The following is a 24,874-nucleotide window of genomic DNA, read 5'->3' as shown; positions in this document are numbered from 1 at the left end:
CACCATCCCCGCGATGGAGATCAACGAACTGACCCCGGCGGAGCGCCGCGTGTGGGACGCGTTCCCCCGCGGCGAGGGCCTCGACTTCCGGGAGGAGGCCGACGAGGACGCCTCCGGCGGACGGGACTGGGGGCCCGGGCGCACCGTGCGCGCCGAGGTGATCGCAGCCCTTCTGCTCAGCAACCCCGCCGCGTCGGGACAGGTCCCCGGGATCAACGTGCGCGGCATCCGCGTCACCGGGAAGCTGGACCTCAAATACGCGGTCGTCGAGCATCCGATCCGGCTCCGCGCCTGCTGGTTCGAACGCAAGCCCCAGCTCTACGGGGCCCGCCTGCGGGCCCTGGTCCTGACCGACTCGGCGCTGCCCGGACTGACCGCGTCCACCCTCAGCGTCGACATCACGCTGCGGCTGAACTGCTGTCGCATCACCGGTCCGGTACGGCTCACGGGCGCCCGGATAGCCGGCGGCCTCTTCCTCCAGGGAGCGGTGATCCGACCCGGCACCCTCCCCGACGAGGCCGGCGAACCCCCGCTCCAGCTCAACCACGCCGAAATAGGCACCGACGTCATCGCCGACGACCTCACCGTCCACGGCCAGCTCCGGATCAACGGCGCCACCATCGCCGGTCTGATCAGCCTGGACCGGGCCAGGCTGATCAACCCCGGGGGGATCGCGCTCCACGCCGAGACCGTGGCCGTCGGAACCGACCTGCGCGGCCACCGGATGGAAGCCGAGGGGACGGTCAACCTCACCGGAGCCCGGATCCCCGGTCAGCTGATCCTCTCCCGCGCACGCCTGGCCAACCCGGACGGAGTCGCCCTGCGGGCCAGCAGCTGCGCGATCGGCGAGTTCTGGCTCCGCCTGTGCCCGCCCATCGAGGGCATCGTCAACCTGCGCCGCAGCCAGCTCGACATGCTCTACGCCGACCCCGGCGTCTGGCCGCCGGTGATCCGCACCGAAGGGCTCACCTACCGGGTGCTCCACCCCCACCTGCCCGCCGAGGAGCGGCTGCCCGCGCTGGAGCGCGAGGAGTCCGGCTACCTCCCGTACGCGTACGAACAGCTCGCGGCGGCCTACCGCACGGTCGGAGACGAGGCGGGCGCGCGCACCGTACAGCTCGCCAAGCTGCGCCGCCACCGGCACACCCTGCCCCCGCACGCCCGGCTCTGGGGACTGCTGCAGGACACCACCGTCGGCTACGGATTCCGGCCGCTGCGGGCGGCGGGATGGCTGCTGGCGCTGCTCCTCGTGGGCTCGATCGCATACGGTCTGCACGCGCCCCGGCCGCTGAAGGCGGGGGAGGCCCCCGACTTCAACGCGGTCTTCTACACGATCGACCTGATGCTGCCGATCATCGGCTTCGGGCAGGAGTCCGCCTACGCGCCGAGCGGCTGGTACCAGTGGCTCTCGTACGTGCTGATCGTGACCGGCTGGGTCCTCGCCACGACGACCGCGGCGGGCGTCAGCCGGTCACTGCAGCGCCAGTAGGGGCTACGCGGCTTCCTTGGCCTTGGTCGCGTACATGTCCACGTACTCCTGGCCCGAGAGCCGCATGACCTCCGCCATCACGGAGTCGGTGACGGCGCGCAGCACGTAGCGGTCGCGGTCCATGCCCTCGTAGCGGGAGAACTCCATCGGCTCGCCGAAGCGGATGGTGACCCGCCCCGGGCGCGGCATGCCCTTGCCGCCCGGCTGGAGCTTGTCGGTGCCGATCACCGCGAAGGGGACCACGGGGGCGCCGGTCATCAGGGTGAGGCGGGCGATGCCGGTGCGGCCGCGGTAGAGGCGGCCGTCGGGGGAGCGGGTGCCCTCGGGGTAGATCCCGAAGATCTTGCCCTCTTCGAGGATGCGGCGGCCGGTCATCAGGGCGGCGACGCCGCCGTTGGCGCCGTCACGGTCGACCGGGATCATGCCGGCCCCGGTGAAGAACCAGGCCATGGCCCGGCCCTTGATCCCCTTGCCCGTCACGTACTCGTCCTTGCCGATGAAGTGGACCGTGCGGTCGCACACCAGCGGAAGGATCATGGAGTCGATGAAGGTGAGGTGGTTGCCCGCCAGGATCACCGGACCGGTGCCCGGGATGTTCTCGATGCCCTCCACACGGGTGCGGAACATCATGCGCATGACCGATCCGACGGTGGCCTTGATGAGCGATGTACGGAACAACGTGAGCCCTCCGGCATCGAAACGCGATTTTCGCACCACACGGGGGTAGTGCAGGTGAGGACGATACTCGCGGGTCAGCTCCGAGCGCACATCGGGTTCACGAGGTGGATACGCAGTGTTGACGCGCGTTTGCGCCATGTTCCCCGTCCGCCCGCCCCTTCGCCACCGGCCGCTGCCTACGATCGGCACGCCGAACGGGGCCGCCGGGGCCCGGGGACCCCGGGTACGGCCCGGCCCCCTCAGACGACTGGAGTGGCACTCATGACGCAGGGTGGGGCAGCACGGCGCACGGTCCTGGGGGCGGCCGTCCTGGCAGCGGGCGGCGGCATGGCCGGACTCTCGGCGGGATCCGCCGCGGCGGCGCCGGGAGCGCCGGGAGCGCAGGCCGCGGACGCGGCGGACGCGGCCCAGGGGGCGGAGGCGGCCCACGCGGCCGACGGACGCCGCGGCGGCTACCGGGACCTCCCCGTCCCGCTGGTCATCGGCCACCGCGGGGCCAGCGGCTACCGGCCCGAGCACACCCTCGGCTCGTACGGGCTCGCCCTCGACCTGGGCGCGGACGTCGTCGAGCAGGACCTGGTGCCCACCAAGGACGGCCACCTGGTGTGCCGCCACGAGAACGAGATCGGCGGCACCACCGACGTCGCCGACCACCGCGCATTCGCCTCCCGGCGGACGACCAAGTCGGTCGACGGCGTCGCGGTCACGGGCTGGTTCACGGAGGACTTCACCCTGGCCGAGCTGAAGACCCTGCGGGCGAAGGAACGCATCCCCGCCGTCCGTCAGCGCAACACCCTCTACGACGGCCGGTGGGACGTGCCCACCTTCGAAGAGGTGCTGCGCTGGGCCGACCGGGAGGGAAAGCGGCGCGGCAAGCGCGTCTGGCTGCACGTCGAGACCAAGCACCCCACCTACTTCCGGTCCCTGGGCCTGGGCCTCGAAGAGCCCCTCGCCAAACTGCTGCGCCGCTACGGCCGCGACGGCCGTGACGCCCCGCTCTTCCTGCAGTCCTTCGAGCCCTCCAGCATCCAGCGGCTCTCCCGGCTGGTCTCCGCGCCGCGCGTGGTCCTGCTGTCCGCCGCGGGCACCCGGCCCTGGGACTTCGAACAGGCCAAGGACCCGCGCACGGTGTCGGACCTGGTCAAGCCCGAGGGCCTGAAGTGGATCTCCGGGTTCGCCCAGGGCATCGGCCCCACCATGGACCTGATCCTCCCGCGCGACGCGGCCGGCAGGCTGGGCGCCCCGACCACGCTGGTCAAGGACGCCCACGCCCGCGGGCTGGTGCTGCACCCCTACACCGCGCGCAACGAGAACACCTTCCTGCCGGCCGAGTACCGCAAGGGCACCGACCCGAACGCGTACGGGGACGCCTTCGGCGCCTTCAAGACGTACTTCGAGCAGGGCATCGACGGCATCTTCACGGACAACGCGGACACCGGACTGCTGGCCGCCGAGGCCTTCCGCCCGGGCCGCGGCCGCTAGGTACGCGGGCAGCGGCTTTCGGCCAATGCCGAGGACGGGAGCCGTCAACCGATAAGCGGAATATCACGTACGGGTGGGCTGTGCCGGGTGTGGAAACCGCCGGGCACGGCCCGCGCGTCCCGCCCGGCATGGACCTGCTGAAGGACTCCGACCTCCTGAACGAACTGGGCCCGCTGCTCTCCGCCGAGGCGGCGGCGGAGGCCCCGGGCGCGGGAGTCGAAGCCGCCGACCTGGAGCAAGCCGTCTGGGTCAGGCTGTTGGAACACGACCCCGCCCCCGCCGAACCGGCCCGCTGGCTGCGCCGCGCGGTCCGCGCCGAAGCCCGGCTCGCCCGGCGCCGCGCCCGCCGCGAGATCCCGTACGGCTGCAGGCCGGGAAGCGCGGGTGCCGGACCCGAAGACGCCCTGCTGCACGGGGAGGAGAAGCGGGCCCTGCGATCGGCCGTCGCCCGATTGCCCGGACGGTGTCCGGAGCTCATGGGGGCACTTCTTTCGCCCAGAGACCTCACTTACCGTGAAATCGCAGGAGAGTTGGGTATCTCACAAGGAAGTTTGGGACCCGTCCGTTCCCGTTGCCTGGGATGTCTGCGCAGAATGCTCGCGTCAGAGGTTGCGGCTCCTCGCCTTCGGGGAAGGGAGCGGTAGACCAATGGGCTACCAGGTGAGCGGGAGGCATGCGCACATGGGCATGAGCGTGACCATTTCGGCGGCAGCTGCCGAGGACACTGAGCAGATCCTCAAACTGCAGTACCTGGCGTTCCAGCGTGAGGCCGAGCTGTACGGCAACTACCTCATCCAGCCGCTCACCCAGACCCTGGACTCCCTCAAGGCGGAGCTGGCGGCGGACACGGTGCTCGTGGCCCGGCTCGGCGACGAGGTGGTCGGCACCGTGCGCGGCAGCGTCGACGATGACGGCACCGGCAAGATCGCAAAGCTCTGCGTCCACCCGCGCCTGCAGGGTCACGGTCTCGGCGCCCGGCTGCTGCGCGCGGTGGAGGAGGCCCTCGCGGGCCAGGCCGAGACCACGCGCTTCCGCCTGCACACCGGCCACAAGAGCGAGTCCAACCTGCGCCTGTACCGCAAGGCCGGTTACGTACAGGTGGGCGGCCGCACGGCCTCCGACGGCGTACGCCTGGTCATCCTGGAGAAGGAGGCCGACGCGGCCGACTTCGCGGTCAGCGCCTGACGCTCGGCGTCCTGACGCCCCGTGACCTGAAGCTCAGCGCCTGGCGCGCAGCCAGAGCATCCCGGTGACGGGCAGGATCACCGGGATGAACAGGTAGCCCATCCCGAAGTCCGACCACACGGTGGCGTCCGGGAACGCCTCGGGGCGCACCAGCGTCCAGGCGCCCACCGCCAGCACTCCGGCCAGCTCGGCGGCGCAGCAGATCAGCGCCGCCTTGCGGGCCGTCTCCCCGCCGCGCACCAGCGAGTACGTGATGAACGCGTAGACCAGGGCGGCCGCGCCGGACAGCGAGTACGCCAGCGGCGCCCGGTCGAACTCGGTGGAGATCTGGTAGGCCGAGCGCGACAGCGCGCCCACCACCATCACCCCGTACAGCCAGACCAGCAGCAGCCCGGGCCCGGAGACCAGCCGCTTGCGTTCGCCCGGAGCGGCGCTCGTCGTGTCAGGCACCGGGAGTCCCCCAGATGTCGTAGAGGCGTACTTCGAGGACGGCGAGGACGAGTGCGCCCGCGGCCACCGTCACCGATCCCCACTTGGTCCGCTCGCTCAGCGAGAGCAGCCCGGCGGCGGGGACCGCCGCGAAGGCACCGATCAGGTAGGCCACGAAGATCACCGTGCCCTCGTCGGGCTTGCCGCCCCGGGCCAGCTCGACCACGCCGATCACCAGCTGGGCCAGGGCCAGCAGGGTCACCACGCCCATGCCGATGAAGTGCCAGTCCTTGGTGGGCTGGTCCCGCAGGGCGGCGAATCCGCACCAGGCGGCGAGGGCGAGTGCGGCCGCGCCGAGGGCGACCGTCAGGGCGTCGAGCATGCAGCGAGGGTATTACGGGCCGAAAGGCCCGGTGCGCGCGCCCCTGCGGGCGGGCTGTGCCGGAGGGCGTGGAACGGGTGGCCGCCGACCACGTCACCCGTGGCGGGCCCGAACCGGACCCTTCCCGCTCGCGGCCGCCCGGCGCGCTGCGGACCGTGGCCTTGACCACAGCGCACACCGCCGCCGCGCTTGACGCGGACGTGGTCGTACGGGGCCTCTCGGCGGTGTCCGTGCAGGTCAGCGCCTGGGCTTTCGTGGTGTCCACGGACGGCCCGAGCCGACCGAAGCGTCCGGTATGCGGCCGGAATCCGTCCGCTATCCGGACAGCTTTGATCGGTGACGGGATACGTCTGCTTTACTGGAGCCCATGACCACGACGAGCAGCCGCACCCTTGCGACCGAGGCGACGATGACGCCCGGTGCTCGTTGTATGTGTCGAATGTGCGCCTTCTGAGGGCCCCTTTCCTGCCGTTTCGCGCCCCGAAGCGAGACCCGGCCGAGCCCGTCCGCACACCACGGACCGCTCCTGCCCCGCGCACGCGTTGACGTCGTCCCTTTGTGACGGTTCGACCCGTATCGCGTCCCCAGATGTTTGCCCCGTGCCGGCACCCCGCTGCGCCGTGCACTCGACAGCGACGGAATTCCTGTGATCACCACATCGGGCCTCACGAAGGTCTACCAGTCCCGTGGCCGCGAGGTCACCGCCCTGGACGGCGTCGATCTCCACGTCCGCGAGGGCGAGGTCTACGGAGTCATCGGCCAGAGCGGCGCCGGCAAGTCCTCCCTGATCCGCTGCGTGAACCTGCTGGAGCGCCCCACCACCGGCACCGTGACCGTGGACGGCGTCGACCTCACCGCGCTCGCCGGCCGCGGCCGCCGCGCCGGCAAGGAGCTGCGCGAGGCCCGCAGCCGCATCGGCATGGTCTTCCAGCACTTCAACCTGCTGTCCTCGCGCACCGTCCAGGGCAACATCGAGCTGCCCCTGGAGATCCTCGGGGTCTCCGGCCGCGAGCGCTCCCGCAAGGCCCTCGAACTGCTCGACCTCGTCGGCCTGTCCGACAAGGCCAAGGCCTACCCCGGCCAGCTCTCCGGCGGCCAGAAGCAGCGCGTCGGCATCGCCCGCGCCCTGGCGGGCGACCCCAAGGTGCTCCTCTCCGACGAGGCCACCAGCGCCCTGGACCCCGAGACCACCCGCTCGATCCTCCAGCTGCTGCGCGACCTCAACCAGCAGCTCGGCCTGACCGTCCTGCTCATCACCCACGAGATGGACGTCGTCAAGACCGTCTGCGACTCGGCCGCGCTCATGAAGCGGGGCCGGATCATCGAGTCCGGCACCGTCTCCGAACTGCTCGCCACCCCCGGCTCCGAACTCGCCGGGGAGCTCTTCCCCGTCAGCGGCGTCGCCACCGGCCCCGACCGCACGGTCGTCGACGTCACGTTCCACGGCGAGGCCGCCACCCAGCCGGTCATCTCCCAGCTGTCGCGGACGTACAACATCGACATCTCGATCCTCGGCGCCGCGATGGACACCGTCGCCGGCCGCCAGATCGGCCGCATGCGCATCGAGCTGCCCGGCCGCTACGAGGACAACGTCGTGCCCGTCGGCTTCCTGCGCGAACAGGGCCTCCAGGTGGACGTCGTCGAGGAAGAGGACGCCGCCGGCACGCTTGAGAACGAACTGGCCGCACTGGTCGAGGATGGTGCCAAGTGACCTGGTCCGAGATGCAGCCCCTGCTCACCCAGGGCACGTACGACACCCTCTACATGGTGCTGTGGTCCACCCTGGCGACCGTGGCCGGCGGACTGCCCATCGGCATCCTCCTCGTCCTCACCGACAAGGGCGGCCTCCTGCAGAACCGGCCGCTCAACAAGGTCCTCGGCGTGATCGTGAACATAGGCCGCTCGCTGCCGTTCATCATCCTGCTGATCGCCCTGATCCCGGTCACCACCGCCGTCGTCGGCACCTTCATCGGCCCCACCGCCATGATCGTCCCGCTGGCCATCGGTGCCGTCCCCTTCTTCGCCCGCCTCGTCGAGACGGCCGTCCGAGAGGTGGACCACGGTCTCGTCGAGGCCGTCGAGTCCATGGGCGGCGGAGTCCCCACCCTCGTCGGCAAGGTGCTCCTGCCGCAGGCCCTGCCCTCGCTGGTCGCCGCCGTCACCACCACCCTGATCACCCTGATCGGGTACTCGGCCATGGCCGGCGCGGTCGGCGGCGAAGGCCTCGGCTCCAAGGCCATCACGTACGGCTTCCAGCGCTTCGAGACCGGCTTCATGCTCGCCACCGTCGTGGTCCTGATCGCCATCGTCACGGTGATCCAGCTGATCGGCGACGGCGTGGTACGCCTTCTCGCCCGCCGCGGCCGGACAGCCTGAACCGGGCCCACGGCACCCCTGAACCCCCTTCCCGAAAGCCCGCACTTGTCGTGCTTGGGCCTCCATCCGGAAAAAGCAAGAAAGGCACTCTTCGTGCGTAAGAACATCACCGCCTTCGCCGCCGCCTCCGCCGCGCTCGCCCTCGGCCTCACCGCCTGCGGCAGCTCCTCGGACCCGTCCTCCACCAAGGCCGACGGCGGCAAGGTCGACGAGAGCAAGCCGCTCGTCATCGCCGCCTCCCCGAGCCCCCACGCCGACATCCTGAACTTCGTCAAGGACAAGCTGGCGGCCAAGGAGGGCCTCAAGCTGGAGGTGAAGGAGTTCACGGACTACGTGCTCCCCAACACCGCCACCGAGCAGGGCCAGGTCGACGGCAACTACTTCCAGCACAAGCCGTACCTCGACGACTTCAACAAGAAGAACGGCACCCACATCGTGCCCGTCGTCAACGTGCACCTGGAGCCCCTCGGCCTCTACTCCAAGAAGGTCAAGGCCCTCGGCGACATCAAGGCCGGCCAGACCATCGCCGTCCCCAACGACACCACCAACGAGGGCCGCGCGCTCCAGCTGCTGGCCGCGAACAACCTGATCACCCTCAAGGAAGGTGTCGGCACCGGCGCCAAGCTGTCCGACATCACCGACAAGAAGGGCCTGGAGTTCAAGGAGCTGGAGGCCGCCACGGTCCCGCGCGCCCTGAACGACGTGGACGCCGCGGTCATCAACGGCAACTACGCCCTGGAGGCCAAGCTCTCGCCCGCCAAGGACGCGCTGGCCCTGGAGAAGGCCGAGGGCAACCCGTACGCCAACTTCCTCGCGGTGAAGGCCGGCAACGAGAAGGACCCGCGGATCGAGAAGCTCGCAAAGCTCCTGGGCTCCGACGAGGTCAAGAAGTTCATCGAGGACAAGTACCAGGGCTCGGTCGTCCCGGCCTTCGGCGCCCCGAAGGCCTGATCCCGAACCGCTGATCGGCCCCGTACGCCCCGCGGGCGTGCGGGGCCGAGCGCTGCCCGCTTCCGGGCAACCCGGCCGCCACATCCCACCGCCGATGCTGCATGCTGTGCCTACGGCCCGCACAAAGGTCCAGCAACGGCATGGAGCTGCGCATGACTACCACCTTCCCGGACGTCACCATCAGCACGGACCGGCTGGTGCTGCGCCCCTTCGACGGGGAGGACGTCACCGCGCTCGCCGAGATGATGAACGACGAGCACGTCACCGCCTGGACCTCCGCGCCGCACCCCTATACCCATGCCGACGCCCACGCCTGGGCCACCGCGCAGTCCCACGCGGAGCGCACCGAAGGCAGAGGCATCGTTTTTGCCGTCACCGAATTCCTCACCCAGCGTCTCGTCGGCATCGTGCACCTCAAGAACACCAACTGGCGCACCCGCAGCACCGAGGTCGGCTACGTCACCGCCCCCTGGGCCCGCGGTGAGGGCTACGCCAGCGAATCCGTGCTCGCCGTCGCCCAGTGGCTCTTCGACGACCAGCGCTTCGAGCGCCTCGAACTGCGCACCGCCGCCGACAACACCGCCTCCCAGCAGGTCGCCCAGAAGATCGGCTGCATCAGCGAAGGCGTCCTGCGCAACGCGTGGCTGGTGCGCACCCGGCCCGAAAACGCAACGGACGGCTCCTGGACGGAGACCCGCACCGACCTCATCGTCTGGAGCCTGCTCCCCGAGGACATCGAGGACATGGCGGAGTCGGACGGCTACAGCGGCTACAACGGCCACGACGACTACGGCTACGGCCGCGGCGCCCGGGCGGGCGCGAGCGGCTACGCCGTCGGTGCCGACTGGAGCTGACCGGGCCGACCCGATGACCAGGTAGTCTCACCGTGCCTGGTGGCCCGCCCGCCGGCTCCCGCCGACGAAGCTCCGCCCGCCCCCACCCCAGGAGACTGACGACGATGGCCGACCGGGTCACGGTGATCGGCTGGGACGGCTCGCCCCTGACCGCGGCCGCCCGGTCCGCGCTCTCCGCCGCCACCCTCGTGGCCGGCGCCGCCCACCACCTCGCCCTGCCCGAGGTGCCGCCCACCGCCGAGCGCATCCGCCTGGGCAGCCTCGGTCTCGCCGCCCGGCGCATCGCCGGCCACCGCGGCACGGCCGTCGTCTTCGCCGACGGGGACCCCGGCTTCTTCGGCGCCGTACGCACCCTGCGCGCCCCGGAACACGGCCTTGAGGTCGAGGTCGTCCCCGCCGTGTCCGCCGTCGCCGCGGCCTTCGCCCGCGCCGGGATGCCCTGGGACGACGCCCAGGTCGTCGTCGCCCACCCCCGTACGCTGCGCCGCGCCGTCAACGTCTGCCGCGCGCACGCCAAGGTCGCCGTCCTCACCTCGCCCGGCGCCGGGCCCGCCGAACTCGCCCTGCTGCTCGGCGGGGTCCACCGCACCTTCGTCATCTGCGAGGAGCTCGGCACCGTCAAGGAACAGGTGACCGTCCTGACCTCCGACCGGGTCGCCGACCACAGCTGGCGCGACCCCAACGTCGTCATCGTCATCGGCGGACAGGCCGTCGCCGCCCCCGCCGCCCCCTTCGCCGCGGCCGCCGACCCGGCCTGGCTCCTCGGCCAGAGCGCCGCCCACACCGGCGGCCGCGGCTGGGCCCGGCCCGGGCCCGACGCAGGAGAAGGGGAGTCGGCGCTGCTGCGCGCCGCCCAGCTCGCCCGCCTCGGCCCGCGCGCCGGCGACCTCGTCTGGGACATCGGCACCGGCTCCGGCGCCCTCGCGGTCGAGGCCGCCGCGTTCGGCGCCGCCGTCATCGCGGTCGACGCCGACCCGCGCGCCTGCGAGCGCGCAACTGCGGCCGCCCGCAAGCGCGGCGTACAGCTCCAGGTGGTCGCCGGGCGCGCACCGCACGTACTGGAGGACCTTCCCGAACCCGACGTCGTCCGCGTCGGCGGCGGGGGAGCCGCGGTCGCCCGGGCCGTCGCCGACCGCCGCCCCGAACGGATCGTCAGCCACGCCTCCACCCGCGACGAGGCGGAGGCGATCGGCCGCGCCCTCGCCGAGGGCGGTTACACCGTCGAGTGCGCGCTGCTCCAGTCGGTGGGCCTGGACACCCGTACCTGGAGCGAACAGGACCGTTCCGTCGTCTTCCTGCTGGCAGCCGAACGCCCCGTGAACCGCTGAGCGGTCCCCGAGACCGCCCGGGGCGGAGGCCGGGGTAGGCTGGCCGATCGTCGTACCGCCCTGGCATCTCCGGGGGTGACGGCACCGCCGGACGCGCGACGTGGCGCAGTCCACAGCGCACCATGCCGGTTATGGCCGCCATGGTGGCTAACGGGCGCGACAATGCTTACGGGTTGTCGTGCGGGGCGTGCGCGTGACGGACACGTCGTACGGCAACCCCGCTCGGGCGCCGGGCGATCGAAGACGCACAACCGATGGGCGAGGGGTACGCATGACTGACACCGGCCAGGTACCGGGCGAGGGTCTCCCGGACAGCGCGGGCATGGTGGATCAGCAGGGCATTCCCGCTCCGGTCCAGCACCCGGGCCCCGCCCCCGCCCCCGCTCCCGTCCAGGGCGGCTACGCCTTCCAGGACCTCGTGGACGATCCGGCCGAGCCGGAGGACGAGGAACTGCTGCTGATGCCCAGCGGCCAGGGCGCGTGGAGCGATCCGCAGGTCGTCCCGCCGGCGCCGGTCTTCCCGGCCGAGAACTCCTACGGCGACGCGCCCTACGCCGAGTACCCCGAGGCACCGGTCGCCTACGCCGAGGCCGCCTACCCCGCGTTCCCCGACCCGTCGTACGGCGACTCCGCGTACAGCGCCGGTGCGCACGAGGCCGGTGGCCGCGATTCCGGCGCCCTCGACCTCGGCGGCCTCGTGGTCCCGCCGCCGGCGGCCGCCCCGGTGGCTGCGGCCGCGCCCGTGACCCCGCCCGGGCCCCCCCGCCGGCCGCTGCACATGGGCCCGCCCGTGCCCGAGGCCACCGGCGGAGTCGTACGTTCCCTCGCCGACCGGGGCCCGGCCGCGGCGCCGGCGGCGCCCGTCGTGCCCGTGGCGCAGGTGACGGTTCCCGCGGCCGCACCCGTCGCCGCTCCCGTGGCGCCGATCCCGGTCCAGGTGGCCGGACCGCCGACCGCGGGTCCCGAGTACCTGGACGCCGCGCACCCCGAGGCCGCCGCTGCGGCCGCGCCGCAGCCGGGCGAGATCCCGCCGCAGGCCGGAGCCCCGTGGACGGCGGAGCCGGCGCCGGAGCCCGTGGCCGCCCCGGAGCCCGTCATGGCGCCGGAGCCCGTCGTCGTGGCGGAGCCCGCCGTGGTGCCCGAGCCCGCCGTCGTTCCCGAGCCCGCCGTGGTGCCCGAGCCCGTGATGGCGCCCGAGGCCGTGGTCGTGCCCGAGGCCGTGGTCGTGCCGGAGCCCGTCATGGCCCCCGAACCCGTGGTGGTGCCCGAGCCCGTCATGGCGCCCGAGGCGCCGGCGGCCGCCGGGGTCCCCGCCGCCGCGCAGGCACCCCAGCCGGAGCCGGTCGCGGCGCCGGAGCCCCGGCAGGTCGTGGTCGCCGCCGTGGAGCCGGCGCCCGAGCCCGCCGCCGCGGAGCCCGTCGAGGCCCCGGCGGCGCCCGCCGCGGAGCCCGAGCCCGTCGTGGCCGAGGCCGCGCCGGCCCAGGCACCGGCCGCCGAGCCGGAGCCCGCGGCCCTGGCCGCGGAAGCGGTGGTCCAGACCCCCGAGGCGCCCGAGTCCGTCGAGGTCGTCGAGCTCGTCGAGCCGGCCGCCCCCGAGGCCCCTGCGGCCCCCGTCGCCCTGGAGCCCGTACCGGAGGCGGCCCCGGGGACCGAGGCCGCGGAGCCCGGAGCGGCCGGCGGAGCCGCGCCGGAGCCGCTCGCCGCCGCGGAGCCCGAGCCGGCCGCCGTACCGGCCGCCGAGCCGGTGGCCGAGGCCGCCGCCGAGGCCGCGCCCGAGCAGTTCGTCCCCCTCGCGCCCGTGGTGGAGCCCTCCGCGGGCGAGGCGGCCCCCGCGTACGCGGACGCCGAGCGCGAGGCCGTGCTGCGCGTCATGCGCGAACGCCGCGACATCCGCAACGGCTTCCGCACCGACCCGATCCCGCACGAGGTGCTCCTGCGCGTCCTGGAAGCCGCGCACCACGCGCCCAGCGTCGGCCACTCCCAGCCCTGGGACTTCGTGGTCATCCGGTCGGCCGAGACCCGCCGGACCATGCACGAGCTCGCCCAGCGCCAGCGCGAGGCCTACGCGAAGTCGCTCCCCAAGGGCCGGGCGAAGCAGTTCAAGGAACTCAAGATCGAGGCCATCCTCGACACCCCGGTGAACATCGTCGTCACCGCCGACCCCACCCGCGGCGGCCGCCACACCCTCGGCCGGCACACCCAGCCGCAGATGGCCCCGTACTCCTCGGCCCTCGCCGTCGAGAACCTCTGGCTCGCCGCGCGCGCCGAAGGCCTCGGCGTCGGCTGGGTCAGCTTCTTCGACGAGCGCGAGATGGTCCGCGAACTCGGCCTGCCGGAGCACCTGGAAGTCGTCGCGTACCTGTGCGTCGGCTACGTGGACGAGTTCCCGGAGGAGCCCGAGCTGGCACAGGCCGGCTGGTCGCAGCGCCGGCCGCTGGCCTGGGTCGTGCACGAGGAGACGTACGGCCGCCGCGCGCTGCCCGGCGAGGCGCCGCACGACCTGCTCTCCGAGACCGTCGCCGGTATCCGCCCGCTCGACGCGAAGGCGCTCGGCGAGGCGTGGGAGCGCCAGAAGCGCATGACCAAGCCCGCGGGGGCCCTGGGCATGCTCGAAATCATCTCCGCGCAGCTCTCCGGCCTCTCCCGGGTCTGCCCGCCGCCGATCCCGGAGCCGGCCGCGGTCGCGATCTTCGCGGGCGACCACGGGGTGCACGCCCAGGGCGTCACCCCGTGGCCCCAGGAGGTCACCACACAGATGGTGGCCAACTTCCTGGGCGGCGGCGCGGTCTGCAACGCCTTCGCCAACCAGGTGGGCGCCGAGGTCTGCGTGATCGACGTCGGCGTGGCCGGGGACCTCCCCGCCACTCCCGGCCTGCTCCCGCGCAAGGTCCGTCCGGGCACCGCCGATCTCTCCACGGGCCCGGCGATGACCCGCGAGGAGGCCGTCGCGGCCATCGAGGTGGGCATCGAGACGGCCCGCGACCTCGTCGCTGCGGGCAACAAGGCGCTGCTGACGGGCGAGATGGGCATCGCGAACACGACGGTGTCGGCAGCCCTGATCTCGGTCTTCACCGGGGTCGACCCGGCGGAGGTCACCGGCCGCGGCACGGGCATCAACGACGAGACCCACGCCCGCAAGGTCGAGGTCGTACGCCGCGCACTGGAGCTCCACCAGCCGGACCCGGCGGACCCGATCGGCGTCCTCGCGGCCATCGGCGGCCTGGAGCACGCGGCCATCGTCGGCATGATCCTGGGCGCGGCCTCGCTGCGCACCCCGGTGATCCTGGACGGTGTCAGCGCGGGCGCGGCGGCCCTGGTGGCCCGGGCCATCGCCCCGGAGTCCCTCTCGGCGTGCATCGCGGGCCACCGCAGCGCGGAGCCGGGTCACGTGGCGGCCCTGAACAAGCTGGGCCTGCGTCCGCTGGTCGACCTGGACCTGCGCCTCGGCGAGGGCACGGGCGCCCTGCTGGCCCTCCCGCTGGTCCAGAGCGCGGCCCGCGCGATGCACGAGGTCGCCACGTTCGACTCGGCCGGAGTCACCGAGAAGTAGTCGGGACCCGCTGCGCGGGGCGAGTGGGGGAAAGGCCCCGCGCAGCGGCGGACGTGCCGGGTCGTATCGTGGACCCGGACAGCAAAACCGCACGTCACACCCAAAGCCGCTCCAGCGCAGCAGCGGCCTGCACACACCGCCGCATCGGGAGCCGCACCGCCATGGCCGAACACTCCGCCTACCCCGTAGGCCTCCGTCTCGCCGGCCGCCGCGTCGTCGTCATCGGCGGCGGCCAGGTCGCCCAGCGCCGACTGCCCGCGCTCGTCGCGGCCGGCGCCGACGTCCTGCTCGTCTCGCCCTCGGCGACGCCCTCCGTGGACGCCATGGCCGAGACCGGCGAGATCCGCTGGGAGCGCCGCCGCTACCAGGACGGGGACCTGGACGGTGCCTGGTACGCGCTGATCGCGACCCGTGACCGCGCCGCCAACGACGCCGCCTCCGCCGAGGCCGAGCGCCGTCGCGTCTGGTGCGTGCGCGCCGACGACGCCGAGGCGGCCACCGCCTGGACCCCGGCCACCGGCCGCGTCGAGGGCGTCACCGTCGCCGTCCTGAGCGGCAACGACCCCCGCCGCTCCGCCGCCGTCCGCGACGCGGTCGTCGAGGGGCTCCGCGACGGCTCCCTCACCAGGAACCGCCCCCGCACGCCCGGCGTCGCCCTCGTCGGCGGCGGCCCCGGCGACCCCGACCTGATCACCGTCCGCGGGCGCCGCCTCCTCGCCGAGGCCGACGTGGTCATCGCCGACCGGCTCGGCCCGCGCGACCTCCTCGACGAACTCCCGCCGCACGTCGAGGTCATCGACGCCGCGAAGATCCCGTACGGCCGGTACATGGCCCAGGAGGCCATCAACAACGCCCTGATCGAGCACGCCAAGGCCGGCAAGGCCGTGGTCCGGCTCAAGGGCGGGGACCCGTACGTCTTCGGCCGCGGCATGGAGGAGCTCCAGGCCCTCGCCGAGGCCGGCATCGCCTGCACCGTCGTCCCCGGCATCTCCAGCTCCATCTCGGTGCCCGGCGCCGTCGGCATCCCGGTCACCCACCGCGGTGTGGCGCACGAGTTCACGGTGGTCAGCGGCCACGTCGGCCCCGACGACCCGCGTTCCCTGGTGGACTGGGCCTCCCTCGCCAAGCTCACCGGCACCCTGGTGATCCTCATGGGCGTGGACAAGATCGGCCTGATCGCCGAGGCCCTGGTGCGGCACGGCCGCCCCGCCAACACCCCCGTCGCGGTCGTCCAGGAGGGCACCACGGCGACCCAGCGGCGCGTGGACGCCACCCTCGCCACCGTCGGCGAGACCGTACGGGCGGCGGAGATCCGTCCGCCGGCGGTCATCGTGATCGGCGAGGTCGTCAACGTCGCGGCCTCCGCCGCGCCCACCGCCTGAAACACCCGCGGCCCGCACGGCCGTTGGCACCACACCCCGGACAAGGCAGTATCACCCTGTGGCTGATCTCATCACCGTCGAAGACCCCGACGACCCGCGTCTGCGCGACTACACGGGGCTGACCGACGTCGAACTCCGGCGCCGGCGCGAGCCCGCGGAAGGCCTGTTCATCGCCGAGGGCGAGAAGGTGATCAGGCGCGCCAAGGACGCCGGGTACGAGATGCGCTCGATGCTGCTCTCCGCCAAGTGGGTCGACGTCATGCGCGACGTCATCGACGAGCTCCCGGCGCCGGTCTACGCCGTCACCCCGGAGCTCGCCGAACGCGTCACCGGCTACCACGTGCACCGCGGCGCCCTCGCCTCGATGCAGCGCAAGCCGCTGCCGGCGGCCGACGAACTGCTCGCGGCGGAAGGGGCGGCCGGGGGCCACCGCATCGCCGTCTTCGAGGGCTTCGTCGACCACGCCAACCTGGGCGCCGCCTTCCGCAGCGCCGCGGCCCTCGGCATCAGCGCGATACTGCTCTCCCCGGACTGCGCGGACCCCCTCTACCGCCGCGCCATCAAGGTTTCGATGGGCTCGGTGTTCTCGGTTCCGTACGCGCGCCTGGAGCAGTGGCCCGCCGACCTGGAGAAGGTCCGCGAGGCGGGTTACCGGATCCTGGCGATGACGCCGAGCGAGAAGGCCACGCCGCTGGACCAGGTGCCGCCGGAGCGCTTCGAACGCTCGGCGATCATGCTCGGCTCCGAGGGTCACGGCCTGTCGACGTACGCGCTGCGCGCGGCCGACGAGTGGGTCCGGATCCCGATGGCGGAGGGGATCGACTCCCTGAACGTGGCCGCGGCCTCGGCGGTGGCCTTCTACGCGACCCGTCCGCCCCAGGCCCCGGCCCCGGCCGCCCCGGAGCTCTAGAACTTCTGGGCTGCGGCGATGCCCAGCGCCACGATCAGCGTCACCACGACGAACACGATCAGTCGCTGCCGCATCAGCCGGGGGTCCGGTCGCGAGGGGCGCCGCCCCGCTCCCGTCGTGCGCGGGGCCTGGCGGCCGCCCGTACGCCCGGCCGTCGGCCGGGAGGAGGGGCCGCCCGGGTTCCGCGAGGACGAAGGGCGAGGGGACGAGGGCCGGGAGTTCGACGGGCGCGCGTGCCCACCGCTGTTCGGGCCGCCCTGTCCCTGCCCGTGACCCTGGTCCGGTCCCTGGGGCGCGGGGGTGCCGCCCGTACGCCGCTCCGTGCGCTGGTCCGCGTACGCGTCGGCCAGGCGTCCCGTCGGCCGCTCGGCGGCCCGCGCGCGCTGCGCCGGCGGGCGCCCGTCGGACAGCCCCTGCGCCTCGCGGGCCGCGATCTCCTTCAGCCGCATCGACAGCTGGAGCGTGGTGGGCCGTTCCTCGGGATCCTTGGCCAGGCAGGCCTGTACGAGGGGTGCCAGCGCGTCCGGGACCCCGATCAGGTGCGGCTCCTCGTGCACCACGCGGTACAGCATGACCTCGGAACTGCCGTGCCCGAAAGGCGAGTCGGCGGTCGCCGCGTAGGCGAGGGTGGCCCCCAGCGCGAACACGTCGGTCGCCGGGGTGACGGCCGCCCCGCGCACCTGTTCGGGGGCGAGGAAGCCGGGGGAGCCGACGGCCGTGCCCACGTGGGTGAGCGTGCTCGCGCCGGTGGCCCAGGCGATCCCGAAGTCGATGATCCGGGGGCCCTTGGGGGACAGAAGAATGTTCGAGGGCTTGAGATCGCGGTGGACGACCCCCGCCTCGTGCACGGCGACCAGTCCCTCGGAGAGCGCGGCCCCGATCGCGGCGATCTGCGCGGCCGTGAGGGGACCCTCCTCGGCCACCTTGTCGTGCAGGGACGGGCCGGGCACGTACTGCGTGGCGAACCACGGGCGCTCCGCCTCCAGGTCCGCGGCCACCAGGCGCGCGGTGCACCCGCCGCGGATGCGCCGGGCGGCGGACACCTCGCGCGCGAAGCGCGAGCGGAACTCCTGGTCCTCGGCCAGGTCGGGCCGGATCACCTTGAGCGCGACCCGCTGGCCGCGCCGGTCCGAACCCAGGTAGACCACGCCCATGCCGCCGGCACCGAGCCGTCGGTGCAGCCTGAATGAGCCGACGACACGCGGGTCCTCGCGCCGGAGCCGCATCATCGCCATGTCCACCCCGCTGACCGGTCGTCCTGTTGACGTGCCACAGCTTACGGACCATCCGCCACGAGCGCTCAGAGGCCGCGCCCTCGCCGGAAGATTCGATCGTCAGTGCGGGGCAACCCACTTGAGGGTTCCTCACCCGCACGGACCCCTGTCCGCAAGGCACTTGCCGGTACGGCCAAACGGCCCTCGGACCAAGGGGATTGGGCATCCGGCAGGGGTCGTGCGCGGGGCGCGCGAAGGGCCGGAGCGCGTGCGCCGGGCGGGCTGCGCGGGGTGATCTTGTGCGTACCCCGTCGACGGACACGCATGCGCGGGGGGTGACGGAAGTGAGCGAACTCACTACCCTCCGGTCATCCCCTCCGGGATGACCCCCACAACGGGGGAGCGGTCTCCACCCAGGGGAGTACACGCGTCGCCGTCCGTCATCCTCTTGGAGGCCTGCCAAAGGGTACGAGGGCAGGACGCCAGGGCACTTCGCCGCACCTAGTGTTGAGGACAAGCGGCGGGTGGAGCACTCGTCCCCCGAGGTCACAAGCCCGCCGCTGTCAACCGACAGGGAGAGGACCATGGCGGACATCACGCGGCACGGACGCAAGGCATTCGCGTTCAACGGCCATGAGTCCGGCACGCGCCACCCACTGGTGGCCGCGGCCATGGTGCTCCCCCTGGCCGCCCTCCTGCTCTTCCTCTTCGGAGGATTCGACCAGGTGGCGGCACAGGCGTCGTCCGTGGGCGTGATGCTGGGGCGCTGAGCGGCGCCCCGGGTCCGGGAGAGCGGCCCGGACCGGGACATCGGCCTGTCGAACCCCGTGGGGACGGGGGCGCGACGGACGGCAGGTGAAGGGTGCTGCCCGTACGACTGGGGAGTCGGACGGGCAGCACCCTTTTTCATGCCCTCCCGCGCGGCCGTCCGCCGCTCCACGCGGCCCCGGGGTTCCGTAATCTGCTTCCGAGAAGCCAGTGACGGGAGCCGTGGAGCCGCGATGAACCAGGAGCCACTGCCCGCCGCCCTCGCGGCGTACGCCGGCGCGGGGGAGCGGGGCGCCCCGTACGAGCTGCTCGCCGAGCGCGAGGACGGGACCGTCGTGCGCTGCGGCGAGATCGTCGCCAAGGCGCACGCCGGGGACAGCGACCGGGCGGGCCTGGCCGTACGGATGCGGATCGCCGCGGACGAGGCGCTGGCCGGGGTGCTGCTGGCCCCGCTGCGCCCCGAGGTCGGCTACCTGGGGGGCCGGCCGGTCTCCCTGTGGCCCTACGGGGCCCCGGTCGACCCGGAGCGGCCCGAGGACGCCCCCTGGGAGGCGGCCGGGCGGCTGCTGGCGGCGCTGCACCAGGTCCCCCTGCACCGGCTGCCCGGTCCGGTCCCCCCGATGCGCGGCCCGGCCAAGCTCGCCCGCGCCCTGCGCCGCCTGTCCCGCGCCACGGTTCCCGGAGCGGTCCGCAGCCAGGACGGTGTCCGGAGCGCCGCCGGGACGCGGCCCGGGTCCGCCGTCGTGCCCGGCCCCGCCGAGGGCCGGCCGGCCGGGGACCTCGTACGGGCCGCCGCACGGACCCTGCCGGCCTGGGTGCGGGGCGAGGCCCCGGCGCCCCGGGGCGGGGCCCTGTGCCACGGGGACCTGCACCTGGGGCAGTTGGTGCGGGGGCCCGGCCCCGACGGGGGCTGGCGGCTCATCGACGTGGACGACCTCGGCATCGGGACCCCCGCCTGGGACCTGGCCCGGCCGGCCGCCTGGTATGCCGCCGGGCTGCTGGACACCGGCGCCTGGGTCCGCTTCCTCGACTCCTACCGCGCCGCGGGCGGCCCCGCGGCCGGGCCGCCCGGCTCCGACCCCTGGCCGGAACTGGACCTCGCCGCCCGGGCCCTGACCGTGCAGACCGCCGCCCTCGCCCTGGCCAAATCGGCAGAAAGCCGACGCCGACTTGAGGACGTGGAGCGGCTGATGGTGGAGTCCTGTGCCCGAATTGCCTCCCTCCCGCCCGACTTGGAGCCGCAGGCTCCGTCGTAGGGTGAGCTTCACGCCACCGGGCATGCATCCGGTGGCGAAGCAGACGGCGAGGAGTTGATCCGGTCATGCAGTGTCCGAAGTGTCACGCGATGATGCACACCTACAACCGCAACGGTGTCCAGATCGAGCAGTGCAGCAACTGCCGCGGCATCTTCCTCGACTACGGCGAGCTGGAGGCGCTGACCCGCCTGGAGTCCCAGTTCACCGGCGGCCAGTACGGCCAGGTCCCGCCGCCCGCCGCGCCCCCGGCCCCCTACCCGGCCGCACACGCCCCCGCCCCCGCCTGGGGCGCCCCGCACCACGGCGGCCATGGTCACGGCCACCACGGCCACCACAAGGGCGGCTTCGGCCGGATGCTCTTCTCCTCCTGAGCCGGGCCGGTGCGGCCCCGGCCGCACCGGCAGCGCAGGAGCCCCGGCAACGCGGAAGCCCCGGCCGTGGGAACGGCCGGGGCTTCCGGAGGTGGTGCGCGATACTGGGATTGAACCAGTGACCTCTTCCGTGTCAGGGAAGCGCTCTCCCGCTGAGCTAATCGCGCGGGACCACGGTGCGAAACCGCAGTTCAAGCAAGGTGTTACAGGTGCTGCGTGCGCGATACTGGGATTGAACCAGTGACCTCTTCCGTGTCAGGGAAGCGCTCTCCCGCTGAGCTAATCGCGCGGGGACCCTTGCGGATCAGGTCCTTGCGGACCAGTGGACGATACTGGGATTGAACCAGTGACCTCTTCCGTGTCAGGGAAGCGCTCTCCCGCTGAGCTAATCGTCCTTGGAGGTGGAGACGGGATTTGAACCCGTGTAGACGGCTTTGCAGGCCGTTGCCTCGCCTCTCGGCCACTCCACCATGATGCTGCAGGGGTTCTCGGGAAGATCCCCCACTTCGAGCGGACGACGAGACTCGAACTCGCGACATCCACCTTGGCAAGGTGGTGCTCTACCAACTGAGCTACGTCCGCAGGTCACCGTGTTCGCTCCGGGGTTTTCCCCTTCGCTCCCTGGCGACGTGTTGAACTCTAGCGGATTCCCCGTCCAGCTCAAAAACGCGTTTCCGCAGCGTGCTGCCGCTCGATCACCACCGGTCACCCGGCGGTCACCTCTCCGGCGCCGCGGCCTCACCGGTCATAGACTCGCAGCCGTGCACGACCTGCTTCCCCTGGCCCGCTTCGGCGGCCTCCTCGCGACCGACCTCCGAGACGTCACCAGCGACCCCTCCGCCCTCGACTCGACGGGCTTCTGGGCGGTCGCCGCGGACTTCGAGGGCAGGCTGGTCTGCGCCCGCTTCGGCGACATACGCCCCGACCCCGTCCCGGCGCCCGTCCCCGGGGCCTGGCGCGGCCCCGCCGCCGACCAGTGGTCCTCCTCCCTCGACCGCGCGGCCTACACGGCCGGCGTACGCCGCATCCGCGAGCACATCGCCGCCGGCGAGGTCTACCAGGCCAACCTCTGCCGCGTGATGTCCGCGCCGCTGCCCGACCCCGACCGCGCCGACGTCGACGCCCTCACGGCGCTGCTCGCCCGGGGCAACCCGGCCCCGTACGCAGGAACGATTCGGCTCCCGGCCCACGGGGTGGAGATCGCCACCGCCTCCCCCGAGCTGTACCTGCGCCGGGCGGGCCGCCACGTGGAGTCCGGCCCCATCAAGGGCACCGGCCGTACCGCCGCCGACCTCCTGCCCAAGGACCACGCCGAGAACGTCATGATCGTGGACCTCGTACGCAACGACCTCGGACGGGTCTGCGCCACCGGCTCCGTCACCGTGCCCGAGCTCTGCGCCGTCGAGGAGCACCCGGGCCTGGTCCACCTCGTCTCCACCGTCAGCGGAGAACTCGCCGCGGGCGCCGGCTGGCCCGAGCTGCTCGCCGCCACCTTCCCGCCCGGCTCCGTCACCGGCGCCCCCAAGTCCTCCGCGCTGCGGATCATCGAGTCCCTGGAGACGGCCCCCCGCGGCCCCTACTGCGGGGGCATCGGCTGGGTCGACGCCGACCGAGGCACCGCCGAGCTCGCCGTCGGCATCCGCACCTTCTGGATCGACCGCCGGCGTCCGGGCGGCCCGAGCCTGCTCTTCGGCACCGGCGCCGGCATCACCTGGGGCTCCGACCCCGACCGCGAATGGGCCGAGACGGAACTGAAGGCCGCCCGGTTGCTCCGGGTAGCGTCGGGAACCCATGAGGTGACCGGCACCCCTGGGTGATCGGAGGGATCGTACGGTGAGGATCTGGCTCGACGGCGCGCTGCGGAACGCCGACAGCGCACAGGTGTCCGTCTTCGACCACGGGCTGACCGTGGGCGACGGAGTGTTCGAGACCGTGAAGGCGGAGCGCGGCACCGCCTTCGCGCTCACCCGGCACGTGGACCGGCTGACCCGATCGGCCCGCGGCCTGGGACTGGCCGACCCCGACCCGGACGAGGTGCGCCGGGCCTGCGCGGCCGTCCTGGAGGCCAACCCGCTGCCGCTCGCCCGCATGCGCATCACCTACACCGGCGGTGTGTCCCCCCTCGGCTCCGACCGCGGCGACGCCGGCCCCACCCTCGTCGTGGCCGTCGCCGAGGAGGTCCGCCGACCGGACACCACCGCCGTGATCACCGTGCCCTGGGTGCGCAACGAGCGCTCCGCCGTGGCCGGACTGAAGACCACCTCGTACGCGGAGAACGTCGTCGCGCTGGCCGCCGCCCACCGGGCCGGGGCCTCCGAGGCCCTGTTCGCGAACACCGTCGGACGGCTCTGCGAGGGCACCGGCTCCAACGTGTTCGTCGTCCTCGACGGGGAGCTGCACACGCCACCCCTCGCCTCCGGCTGCCTCGCCGGAATCACCCGGGCGCTCGTCGTGGAGTGGGCCGGGGCCAAGGAGACGGACCTGCCCTTCGAGGCGCTGGAGCAGGCCGAGGAGATCTTCCTGACCTCCACGCTGCGCGACGTGCAGGCCGTCCACCGGGTCGACGGGCGCGCCACGGTCGCGGCCGTGCCGGGGCCGGTCACCGCCGAGGCCATGCGGATCTTCGAGGCGCGGGCAGGCGCGGACCTCGATCCCTGAGCCGACGGATCCGCCCGCTTAATGGCTGTCGCACGGGGCCGCCGGGCGGGTAGAACTCGATTGATGACCACCACCCTGCGGCCGAGCGGGCCGCTTCAGCAGAGCAGCGGGGGCGCGCGGTCGCGCCCGTACGAGATCCGGGTCAACAGCCGGCGCGTCGGCGCGCTGCTGGTCGCCTGCGACACGCCCTTCGGGCCGACCGTCGGCGAGATACGCGACCTCGCCGTCGACGAGCCGGACCGGCGGCGCGGGCGCGCCACGGTCGGGGCGCTGGCCGCCGAGGAGGTGCTGCGCGGCTGGGGCTGCCGCCGGGTCCGGGTCTCCGTACCCGTGGCCTCGGCGGGCGGCCTGCGGATGGCGCAGGCGCTCGGGTACGCCGAGTACAGCCGGTACATGGCCAAGGACCTCCCGGCGGAGCCGCCCGAGCTCCGCGCGGGGGTCCTCGGCCGCCCCATGACGGAGGCCGAGTACGAGGTCTGGCTCGTCGGTGCGGTCGAGGGCTACGCCGAGGACTGGACCAGCCGCGGCATGCCGGCGGAGGCCGCGCGGGCGAAGTCGGTGGCCGACCACGAGCGCGCGCTGCCCCACGGACTGGCCACCGAGGGCGCCACCCTGTCCGTCCTGGAGGCGGACGGCGTCCCCGTCGGCCACGTGTGGTCGGCGCCCCGCGACGGGGGCGCGTACGTCTTCGACGTCGCCGTCGCGGAGGAGCACCGGGGCCGGGGGTACGGGCGCGACCTGATGCTCCTCGCCGAGCGCACGGCCCTCGCCGGGGGTCACCGCGTCCTCGGCCTCCAGGTCTTCGCGGGCAACACCCCGGCCCTGCGGCTGTACGAGTCGCTCGGCTACCGGACGGCGCACGTCAACTACGCCAAGGACCTGCTGTAAGGGCTGTCCGCCGGCGGTGCCTACGCCCCGTCGGCGGACAGCAGGCGGTCCGCGATCTCCTCGATGCGGGCGCGCAGGCCCTCCTGGCTCTTGCCGCCGTCGAGGCGCTCGCCGTCGATGACGTACGTCGGGGTGCCGGTCACTCCGATGGCCTTGCCCTCGGCCTGGTCGGCGTCGACGATCAGGATGTGCCGGCCGTCGATCAGTGCGGTGTCGAACTCCTCTGCGTCGAGACCGAGTTCGCGCGCCACGTCCAGCAGGACGGCCTCGCCGCGCTCGCCGAGCTCCGCGGTGCGGGCCAGGACGGCCTCCACGTACGGCCAGGCCTGGCCCTGTTCCGCGGCCTCCTCGGCGGCCTGCGCGGCCGCGAAGGCGTGCTTGTGCTTCTCCAGCGGGAAGTGGCGCAGCCGGATGTCCAGCCGGTCGCCGAAGCGGGCCCGCAGGGCGCGTACGTCGTCCAGGGCACGGTGGCAGTCCGGGCACTGGAGTTCGCACCAGACGTCGAGGATCACGGAATCGGTCATGGGTCCAGTGTCCCAGCCACCGGGCGCCGTCATCGAAACGCACCCCCTGAGGAGGAGGCGCGACCCCTAGGGGTGTCCGCGAAGTCCCGCCTGTCCCGCGGCGTCCGGCACGCGCTCTCGCCGCACCGGGCGAAATCCCGAGTACGTCCAGTACACGGGCTTCCGCCCGGCACGCCGAGAGCACGCACCGGACACCGCG

Annotated in this window: 23 protein-coding genes and 5 tRNA genes; 18 read left to right on the top strand and 10 right to left on the bottom strand. The window is 73.2% G+C overall.

The features are described 5' to 3' along the window. Nucleotides 1–13 precede the first annotated feature (13 nt). Nucleotides 14–1,489: a membrane-associated oxidoreductase gene (locus AB0M92_RS13015; protein ID WP_366102195.1), complete on the top strand. Its 1,476-nt coding sequence runs from the start codon at nt 14–16 to the stop codon at nt 1,487–1,489. A 3-nt stretch (nt 1,490–1,492) separates the two neighbouring features. Here AB0M92_RS13015 and AB0M92_RS13010 read toward each other — a convergent pair whose 3' ends face one another. After that, nucleotides 1,493–2,125: a lysophospholipid acyltransferase family protein gene (locus AB0M92_RS13010; RefSeq protein ID WP_366102372.1), complete on the bottom strand. Its 633-nt coding sequence runs from the start codon at nt 2,123–2,125 to the stop codon at nt 1,493–1,495. Nucleotides 2,126–2,428: 303 nt separating this feature from the next. On the opposite strand from AB0M92_RS13010, the gene AB0M92_RS13005 reads away from it, so the two are divergent. From AB0M92_RS13005 to AB0M92_RS12995, 3 genes are all read left to right on the top strand, one after another. Beyond that, nucleotides 2,429–3,649, top strand: a complete 1,221-nt coding sequence (locus AB0M92_RS13005; RefSeq protein ID WP_366102194.1) for a glycerophosphodiester phosphodiesterase — start codon at nt 2,429–2,431, stop codon at nt 3,647–3,649. A 128-nt stretch (nt 3,650–3,777) separates the two neighbouring features. Then, complete coding sequence (locus AB0M92_RS13000; RefSeq protein WP_366102193.1) at nt 3,778–4,293, top strand: sigma-70 family RNA polymerase sigma factor; 516 nt, start codon at nt 3,778–3,780, stop codon at nt 4,291–4,293. A gap of 37 nt (nt 4,294–4,330) precedes the next feature. Further along, a complete protein-coding gene (locus tag AB0M92_RS12995) occupies nt 4,331–4,834 on the top strand; it encodes a GNAT family N-acetyltransferase (protein WP_366102192.1) in 504 nt (167 codons plus the stop codon). Between the two features lie 33 nt (nt 4,835–4,867). On the opposite strand, the gene AB0M92_RS12990 is transcribed toward AB0M92_RS12995, so the two are convergent. Continuing rightward, a complete protein-coding gene (locus AB0M92_RS12990) occupies nt 4,868–5,284 on the bottom strand; it encodes a hypothetical protein (RefSeq protein ID WP_366102191.1) in 417 nt (138 codons plus the stop codon). Further along, nucleotides 5,277–5,645: a hypothetical protein gene (locus AB0M92_RS12985; RefSeq protein ID WP_366102190.1), complete on the bottom strand. Its 369-nt coding sequence runs from the start codon at nt 5,643–5,645 to the stop codon at nt 5,277–5,279. The genes AB0M92_RS12990 and AB0M92_RS12985 overlap by 8 nt, the downstream gene beginning before the upstream one ends. A gap of 646 nt (nt 5,646–6,291) precedes the next feature. On the opposite strand from AB0M92_RS12985, the gene AB0M92_RS12980 reads away from it, so the two are divergent. The 8 genes from AB0M92_RS12980 (at nt 6,292) to AB0M92_RS12945 (ending at nt 16,996) form a co-directional block, all read left to right on the top strand. Further along, nucleotides 6,292–7,356: an ATP-binding cassette domain-containing protein gene (locus AB0M92_RS12980; protein ID WP_366102189.1), complete on the top strand. Its 1,065-nt coding sequence runs from the start codon at nt 6,292–6,294 to the stop codon at nt 7,354–7,356. Next, on the top strand, nt 7,353–8,021 hold the full coding sequence (locus AB0M92_RS12975; protein WP_366102188.1) for a methionine ABC transporter permease: 669 nt from the start codon (nt 7,353–7,355) through the stop codon (nt 8,019–8,021). The genes AB0M92_RS12980 and AB0M92_RS12975 overlap by 4 nt, the downstream gene beginning before the upstream one ends. A 93-nt stretch (nt 8,022–8,114) precedes the next feature. Further along, nucleotides 8,115–8,972: a MetQ/NlpA family ABC transporter substrate-binding protein gene (locus tag AB0M92_RS12970; protein WP_366102187.1), complete on the top strand. Its 858-nt coding sequence runs from the start codon at nt 8,115–8,117 to the stop codon at nt 8,970–8,972. A 152-nt stretch (nt 8,973–9,124) separates the two neighbouring features. Then, nucleotides 9,125–9,826, top strand: a complete 702-nt coding sequence (locus tag AB0M92_RS12965; protein ID WP_366102186.1) for a GNAT family N-acetyltransferase — start codon at nt 9,125–9,127, stop codon at nt 9,824–9,826. 104 nt (nt 9,827–9,930) lie between these two features. Next, on the top strand, nt 9,931–11,154 hold the full coding sequence (cbiE, locus tag AB0M92_RS12960) for a precorrin-6y C5,15-methyltransferase (decarboxylating) subunit CbiE (RefSeq protein WP_366102185.1): 1,224 nt from the start codon (nt 9,931–9,933) through the stop codon (nt 11,152–11,154). 271 nt (nt 11,155–11,425) lie between these two features. Then, nucleotides 11,426–14,704 carry a nicotinate-nucleotide--dimethylbenzimidazole phosphoribosyltransferase gene (cobT, locus tag AB0M92_RS12955; RefSeq protein ID WP_366102184.1) on the top strand — a complete coding sequence of 1,093 codons (3,279 nt, stop codon included), beginning with the start codon at nt 11,426–11,428 and terminating at the stop codon, nt 14,702–14,704. 161 nt (nt 14,705–14,865) lie between these two features. Then, the gene (cobA, locus tag AB0M92_RS12950; protein ID WP_366102183.1) at nt 14,866–16,086 is read left to right on the top strand and encodes a uroporphyrinogen-III C-methyltransferase; all 1,221 of its coding nucleotides are present in this window, start codon (nt 14,866–14,868) and stop codon (nt 16,084–16,086) included. Between the two features lie 58 nt (nt 16,087–16,144). Further along, the gene (locus AB0M92_RS12945) at nt 16,145–16,996 is read left to right on the top strand and encodes an RNA methyltransferase (RefSeq protein WP_366102182.1); all 852 of its coding nucleotides are present in this window, start codon (nt 16,145–16,147) and stop codon (nt 16,994–16,996) included. Here AB0M92_RS12945 and AB0M92_RS12940 read toward each other — a convergent pair. After that, nucleotides 16,993–18,231 (bottom strand): serine/threonine-protein kinase, encoded by a 1,239-nt coding sequence (locus AB0M92_RS12940; protein WP_366102181.1) that lies wholly within the window; start codon nt 18,229–18,231, stop codon nt 16,993–16,995. The two genes, AB0M92_RS12945 and AB0M92_RS12940, sit on opposite strands and share 4 nt — an antisense overlap. Before the next feature lie 563 nt (nt 18,232–18,794). Here AB0M92_RS12940 and AB0M92_RS12935 point away from each other — a divergent pair. From AB0M92_RS12935 to AB0M92_RS12925, 3 genes are all read left to right on the top strand, one after another. Beyond that, a complete protein-coding gene (locus AB0M92_RS12935; RefSeq protein ID WP_030157329.1) occupies nt 18,795–18,980 on the top strand; it encodes a hypothetical protein in 186 nt (61 codons plus the stop codon). A gap of 231 nt (nt 18,981–19,211) precedes the next feature. After that, complete coding sequence (locus AB0M92_RS12930) at nt 19,212–20,234, top strand: phosphotransferase (protein ID WP_366102180.1); 1,023 nt, start codon at nt 19,212–19,214, stop codon at nt 20,232–20,234. A gap of 65 nt (nt 20,235–20,299) precedes the next feature. Then, nucleotides 20,300–20,605 (top strand): zf-TFIIB domain-containing protein, encoded by a 306-nt coding sequence (locus AB0M92_RS12925; protein ID WP_366102179.1) that lies wholly within the window; start codon nt 20,300–20,302, stop codon nt 20,603–20,605. A gap of 92 nt (nt 20,606–20,697) precedes the next feature. On the opposite strand, the gene AB0M92_RS12920 is transcribed toward AB0M92_RS12925, so the two are convergent. The 5 genes from AB0M92_RS12920 to AB0M92_RS12900 form a co-directional block, all read right to left on the bottom strand. Then, nucleotides 20,698–20,772: transfer RNA gene (locus tag AB0M92_RS12920), tRNA-Val, on the bottom strand. Between the two features lie 50 nt (nt 20,773–20,822). Then, nucleotides 20,823–20,894: transfer RNA gene (locus tag AB0M92_RS12915), tRNA-Val, on the bottom strand. 34 nt (nt 20,895–20,928) lie between these two features. Further along, nucleotides 20,929–21,000: transfer RNA gene (locus AB0M92_RS12910), tRNA-Val, on the bottom strand. A 1-nt stretch (nt 21,001) separates the two neighbouring features. Further along, nucleotides 21,002–21,075 (bottom strand) — tRNA-Cys (locus AB0M92_RS12905). Nucleotides 21,076–21,114: 39 nt separating this feature from the next. Beyond that, nucleotides 21,115–21,187, bottom strand: a tRNA-Gly gene (locus AB0M92_RS12900). Nucleotides 21,188–21,366: 179 nt separating this feature from the next. Between AB0M92_RS12900 and AB0M92_RS12895 the strand changes: the two genes are divergently transcribed. The 3 genes from AB0M92_RS12895 (at nt 21,367) to AB0M92_RS12885 (ending at nt 24,151) form a co-directional block, all read left to right on the top strand. Next, nucleotides 21,367–22,422, top strand: coding sequence for a chorismate-binding protein (locus AB0M92_RS12895; RefSeq protein WP_366102178.1), 1,056 nt, complete (start codon nt 21,367–21,369; stop codon nt 22,420–22,422). A gap of 16 nt (nt 22,423–22,438) precedes the next feature. Next, the gene (locus AB0M92_RS12890) at nt 22,439–23,263 is read left to right on the top strand and encodes an aminodeoxychorismate lyase (protein WP_366102177.1); all 825 of its coding nucleotides are present in this window, start codon (nt 22,439–22,441) and stop codon (nt 23,261–23,263) included. Between the two features lie 63 nt (nt 23,264–23,326). Then, the gene (locus AB0M92_RS12885) at nt 23,327–24,151 is read left to right on the top strand and encodes a GNAT family N-acetyltransferase (protein WP_366102176.1); all 825 of its coding nucleotides are present in this window, start codon (nt 23,327–23,329) and stop codon (nt 24,149–24,151) included. Nucleotides 24,152–24,171: 20 nt separating this feature from the next. Here the strand turns inward: AB0M92_RS12885 and AB0M92_RS12880 are convergent, their stop codons facing one another. Next, entirely contained in the window at nt 24,172–24,708 is a 537-nt protein-coding gene (locus tag AB0M92_RS12880; protein ID WP_366102175.1) for a DsbA family protein, read from the bottom strand. Nucleotides 24,709–24,874 lie beyond the last annotated feature (166 nt).

Origin of the sequence: Streptomyces sp. NPDC051582 (assembly GCF_040681715.1) — a bacterium.
Taxonomy (GTDB): Bacteria; Actinomycetota; Actinomycetes; order Streptomycetales; family Streptomycetaceae; genus Streptomyces.
This window is presented reverse-complemented; position numbering and strand designations above follow the sequence as displayed.

Coding starts and splice junctions, on each gene's coding strand:
- AB0M92_RS13015 (WP_366102195.1), top strand. CDS start 14: ATGGAGATCAACGAACTGACCCCGGCGGAGCGCCGCGTGTGGGACGCG.
- AB0M92_RS13010 (WP_366102372.1), bottom strand. CDS start 2,125: ATGCGCATGATGTTCCGCACCCGTGTGGAGGGCATCGAGAACATCCCG.
- AB0M92_RS13005 (WP_366102194.1), top strand. CDS start 2,429: ATGACGCAGGGTGGGGCAGCACGGCGCACGGTCCTGGGGGCGGCCGTC.
- AB0M92_RS13000 (WP_366102193.1), top strand. CDS start 3,778: ATGGACCTGCTGAAGGACTCCGACCTCCTGAACGAACTGGGCCCGCTG.
- AB0M92_RS12995 (WP_366102192.1), top strand. CDS start 4,331: ATGGGCATGAGCGTGACCATTTCGGCGGCAGCTGCCGAGGACACTGAG.
- AB0M92_RS12985 (WP_366102190.1), bottom strand. CDS start 5,645: ATGCTCGACGCCCTGACGGTCGCCCTCGGCGCGGCCGCACTCGCCCTC.
- AB0M92_RS12965 (WP_366102186.1), top strand. CDS start 9,125: ATGACTACCACCTTCCCGGACGTCACCATCAGCACGGACCGGCTGGTG.
- cbiE (WP_366102185.1), top strand. CDS start 9,931: ATGGCCGACCGGGTCACGGTGATCGGCTGGGACGGCTCGCCCCTGACC.
- cobT (WP_366102184.1), top strand. CDS start 11,426: ATGACTGACACCGGCCAGGTACCGGGCGAGGGTCTCCCGGACAGCGCG.
- cobA (WP_366102183.1), top strand. CDS start 14,866: ATGGCCGAACACTCCGCCTACCCCGTAGGCCTCCGTCTCGCCGGCCGC.
- AB0M92_RS12940 (WP_366102181.1), bottom strand. CDS start 18,231: ATGGCGATGATGCGGCTCCGGCGCGAGGACCCGCGTGTCGTCGGCTCA.
- AB0M92_RS12935 (WP_030157329.1), top strand. CDS start 18,795: ATGGCGGACATCACGCGGCACGGACGCAAGGCATTCGCGTTCAACGGC.
- AB0M92_RS12930 (WP_366102180.1), top strand. CDS start 19,212: ATGAACCAGGAGCCACTGCCCGCCGCCCTCGCGGCGTACGCCGGCGCG.
- AB0M92_RS12925 (WP_366102179.1), top strand. CDS start 20,300: ATGCAGTGTCCGAAGTGTCACGCGATGATGCACACCTACAACCGCAAC.
- AB0M92_RS12885 (WP_366102176.1), top strand. CDS start 23,327: ATGACCACCACCCTGCGGCCGAGCGGGCCGCTTCAGCAGAGCAGCGGG.
- AB0M92_RS12880 (WP_366102175.1), bottom strand. CDS start 24,708: ATGACGGCGCCCGGTGGCTGGGACACTGGACCCATGACCGATTCCGTG.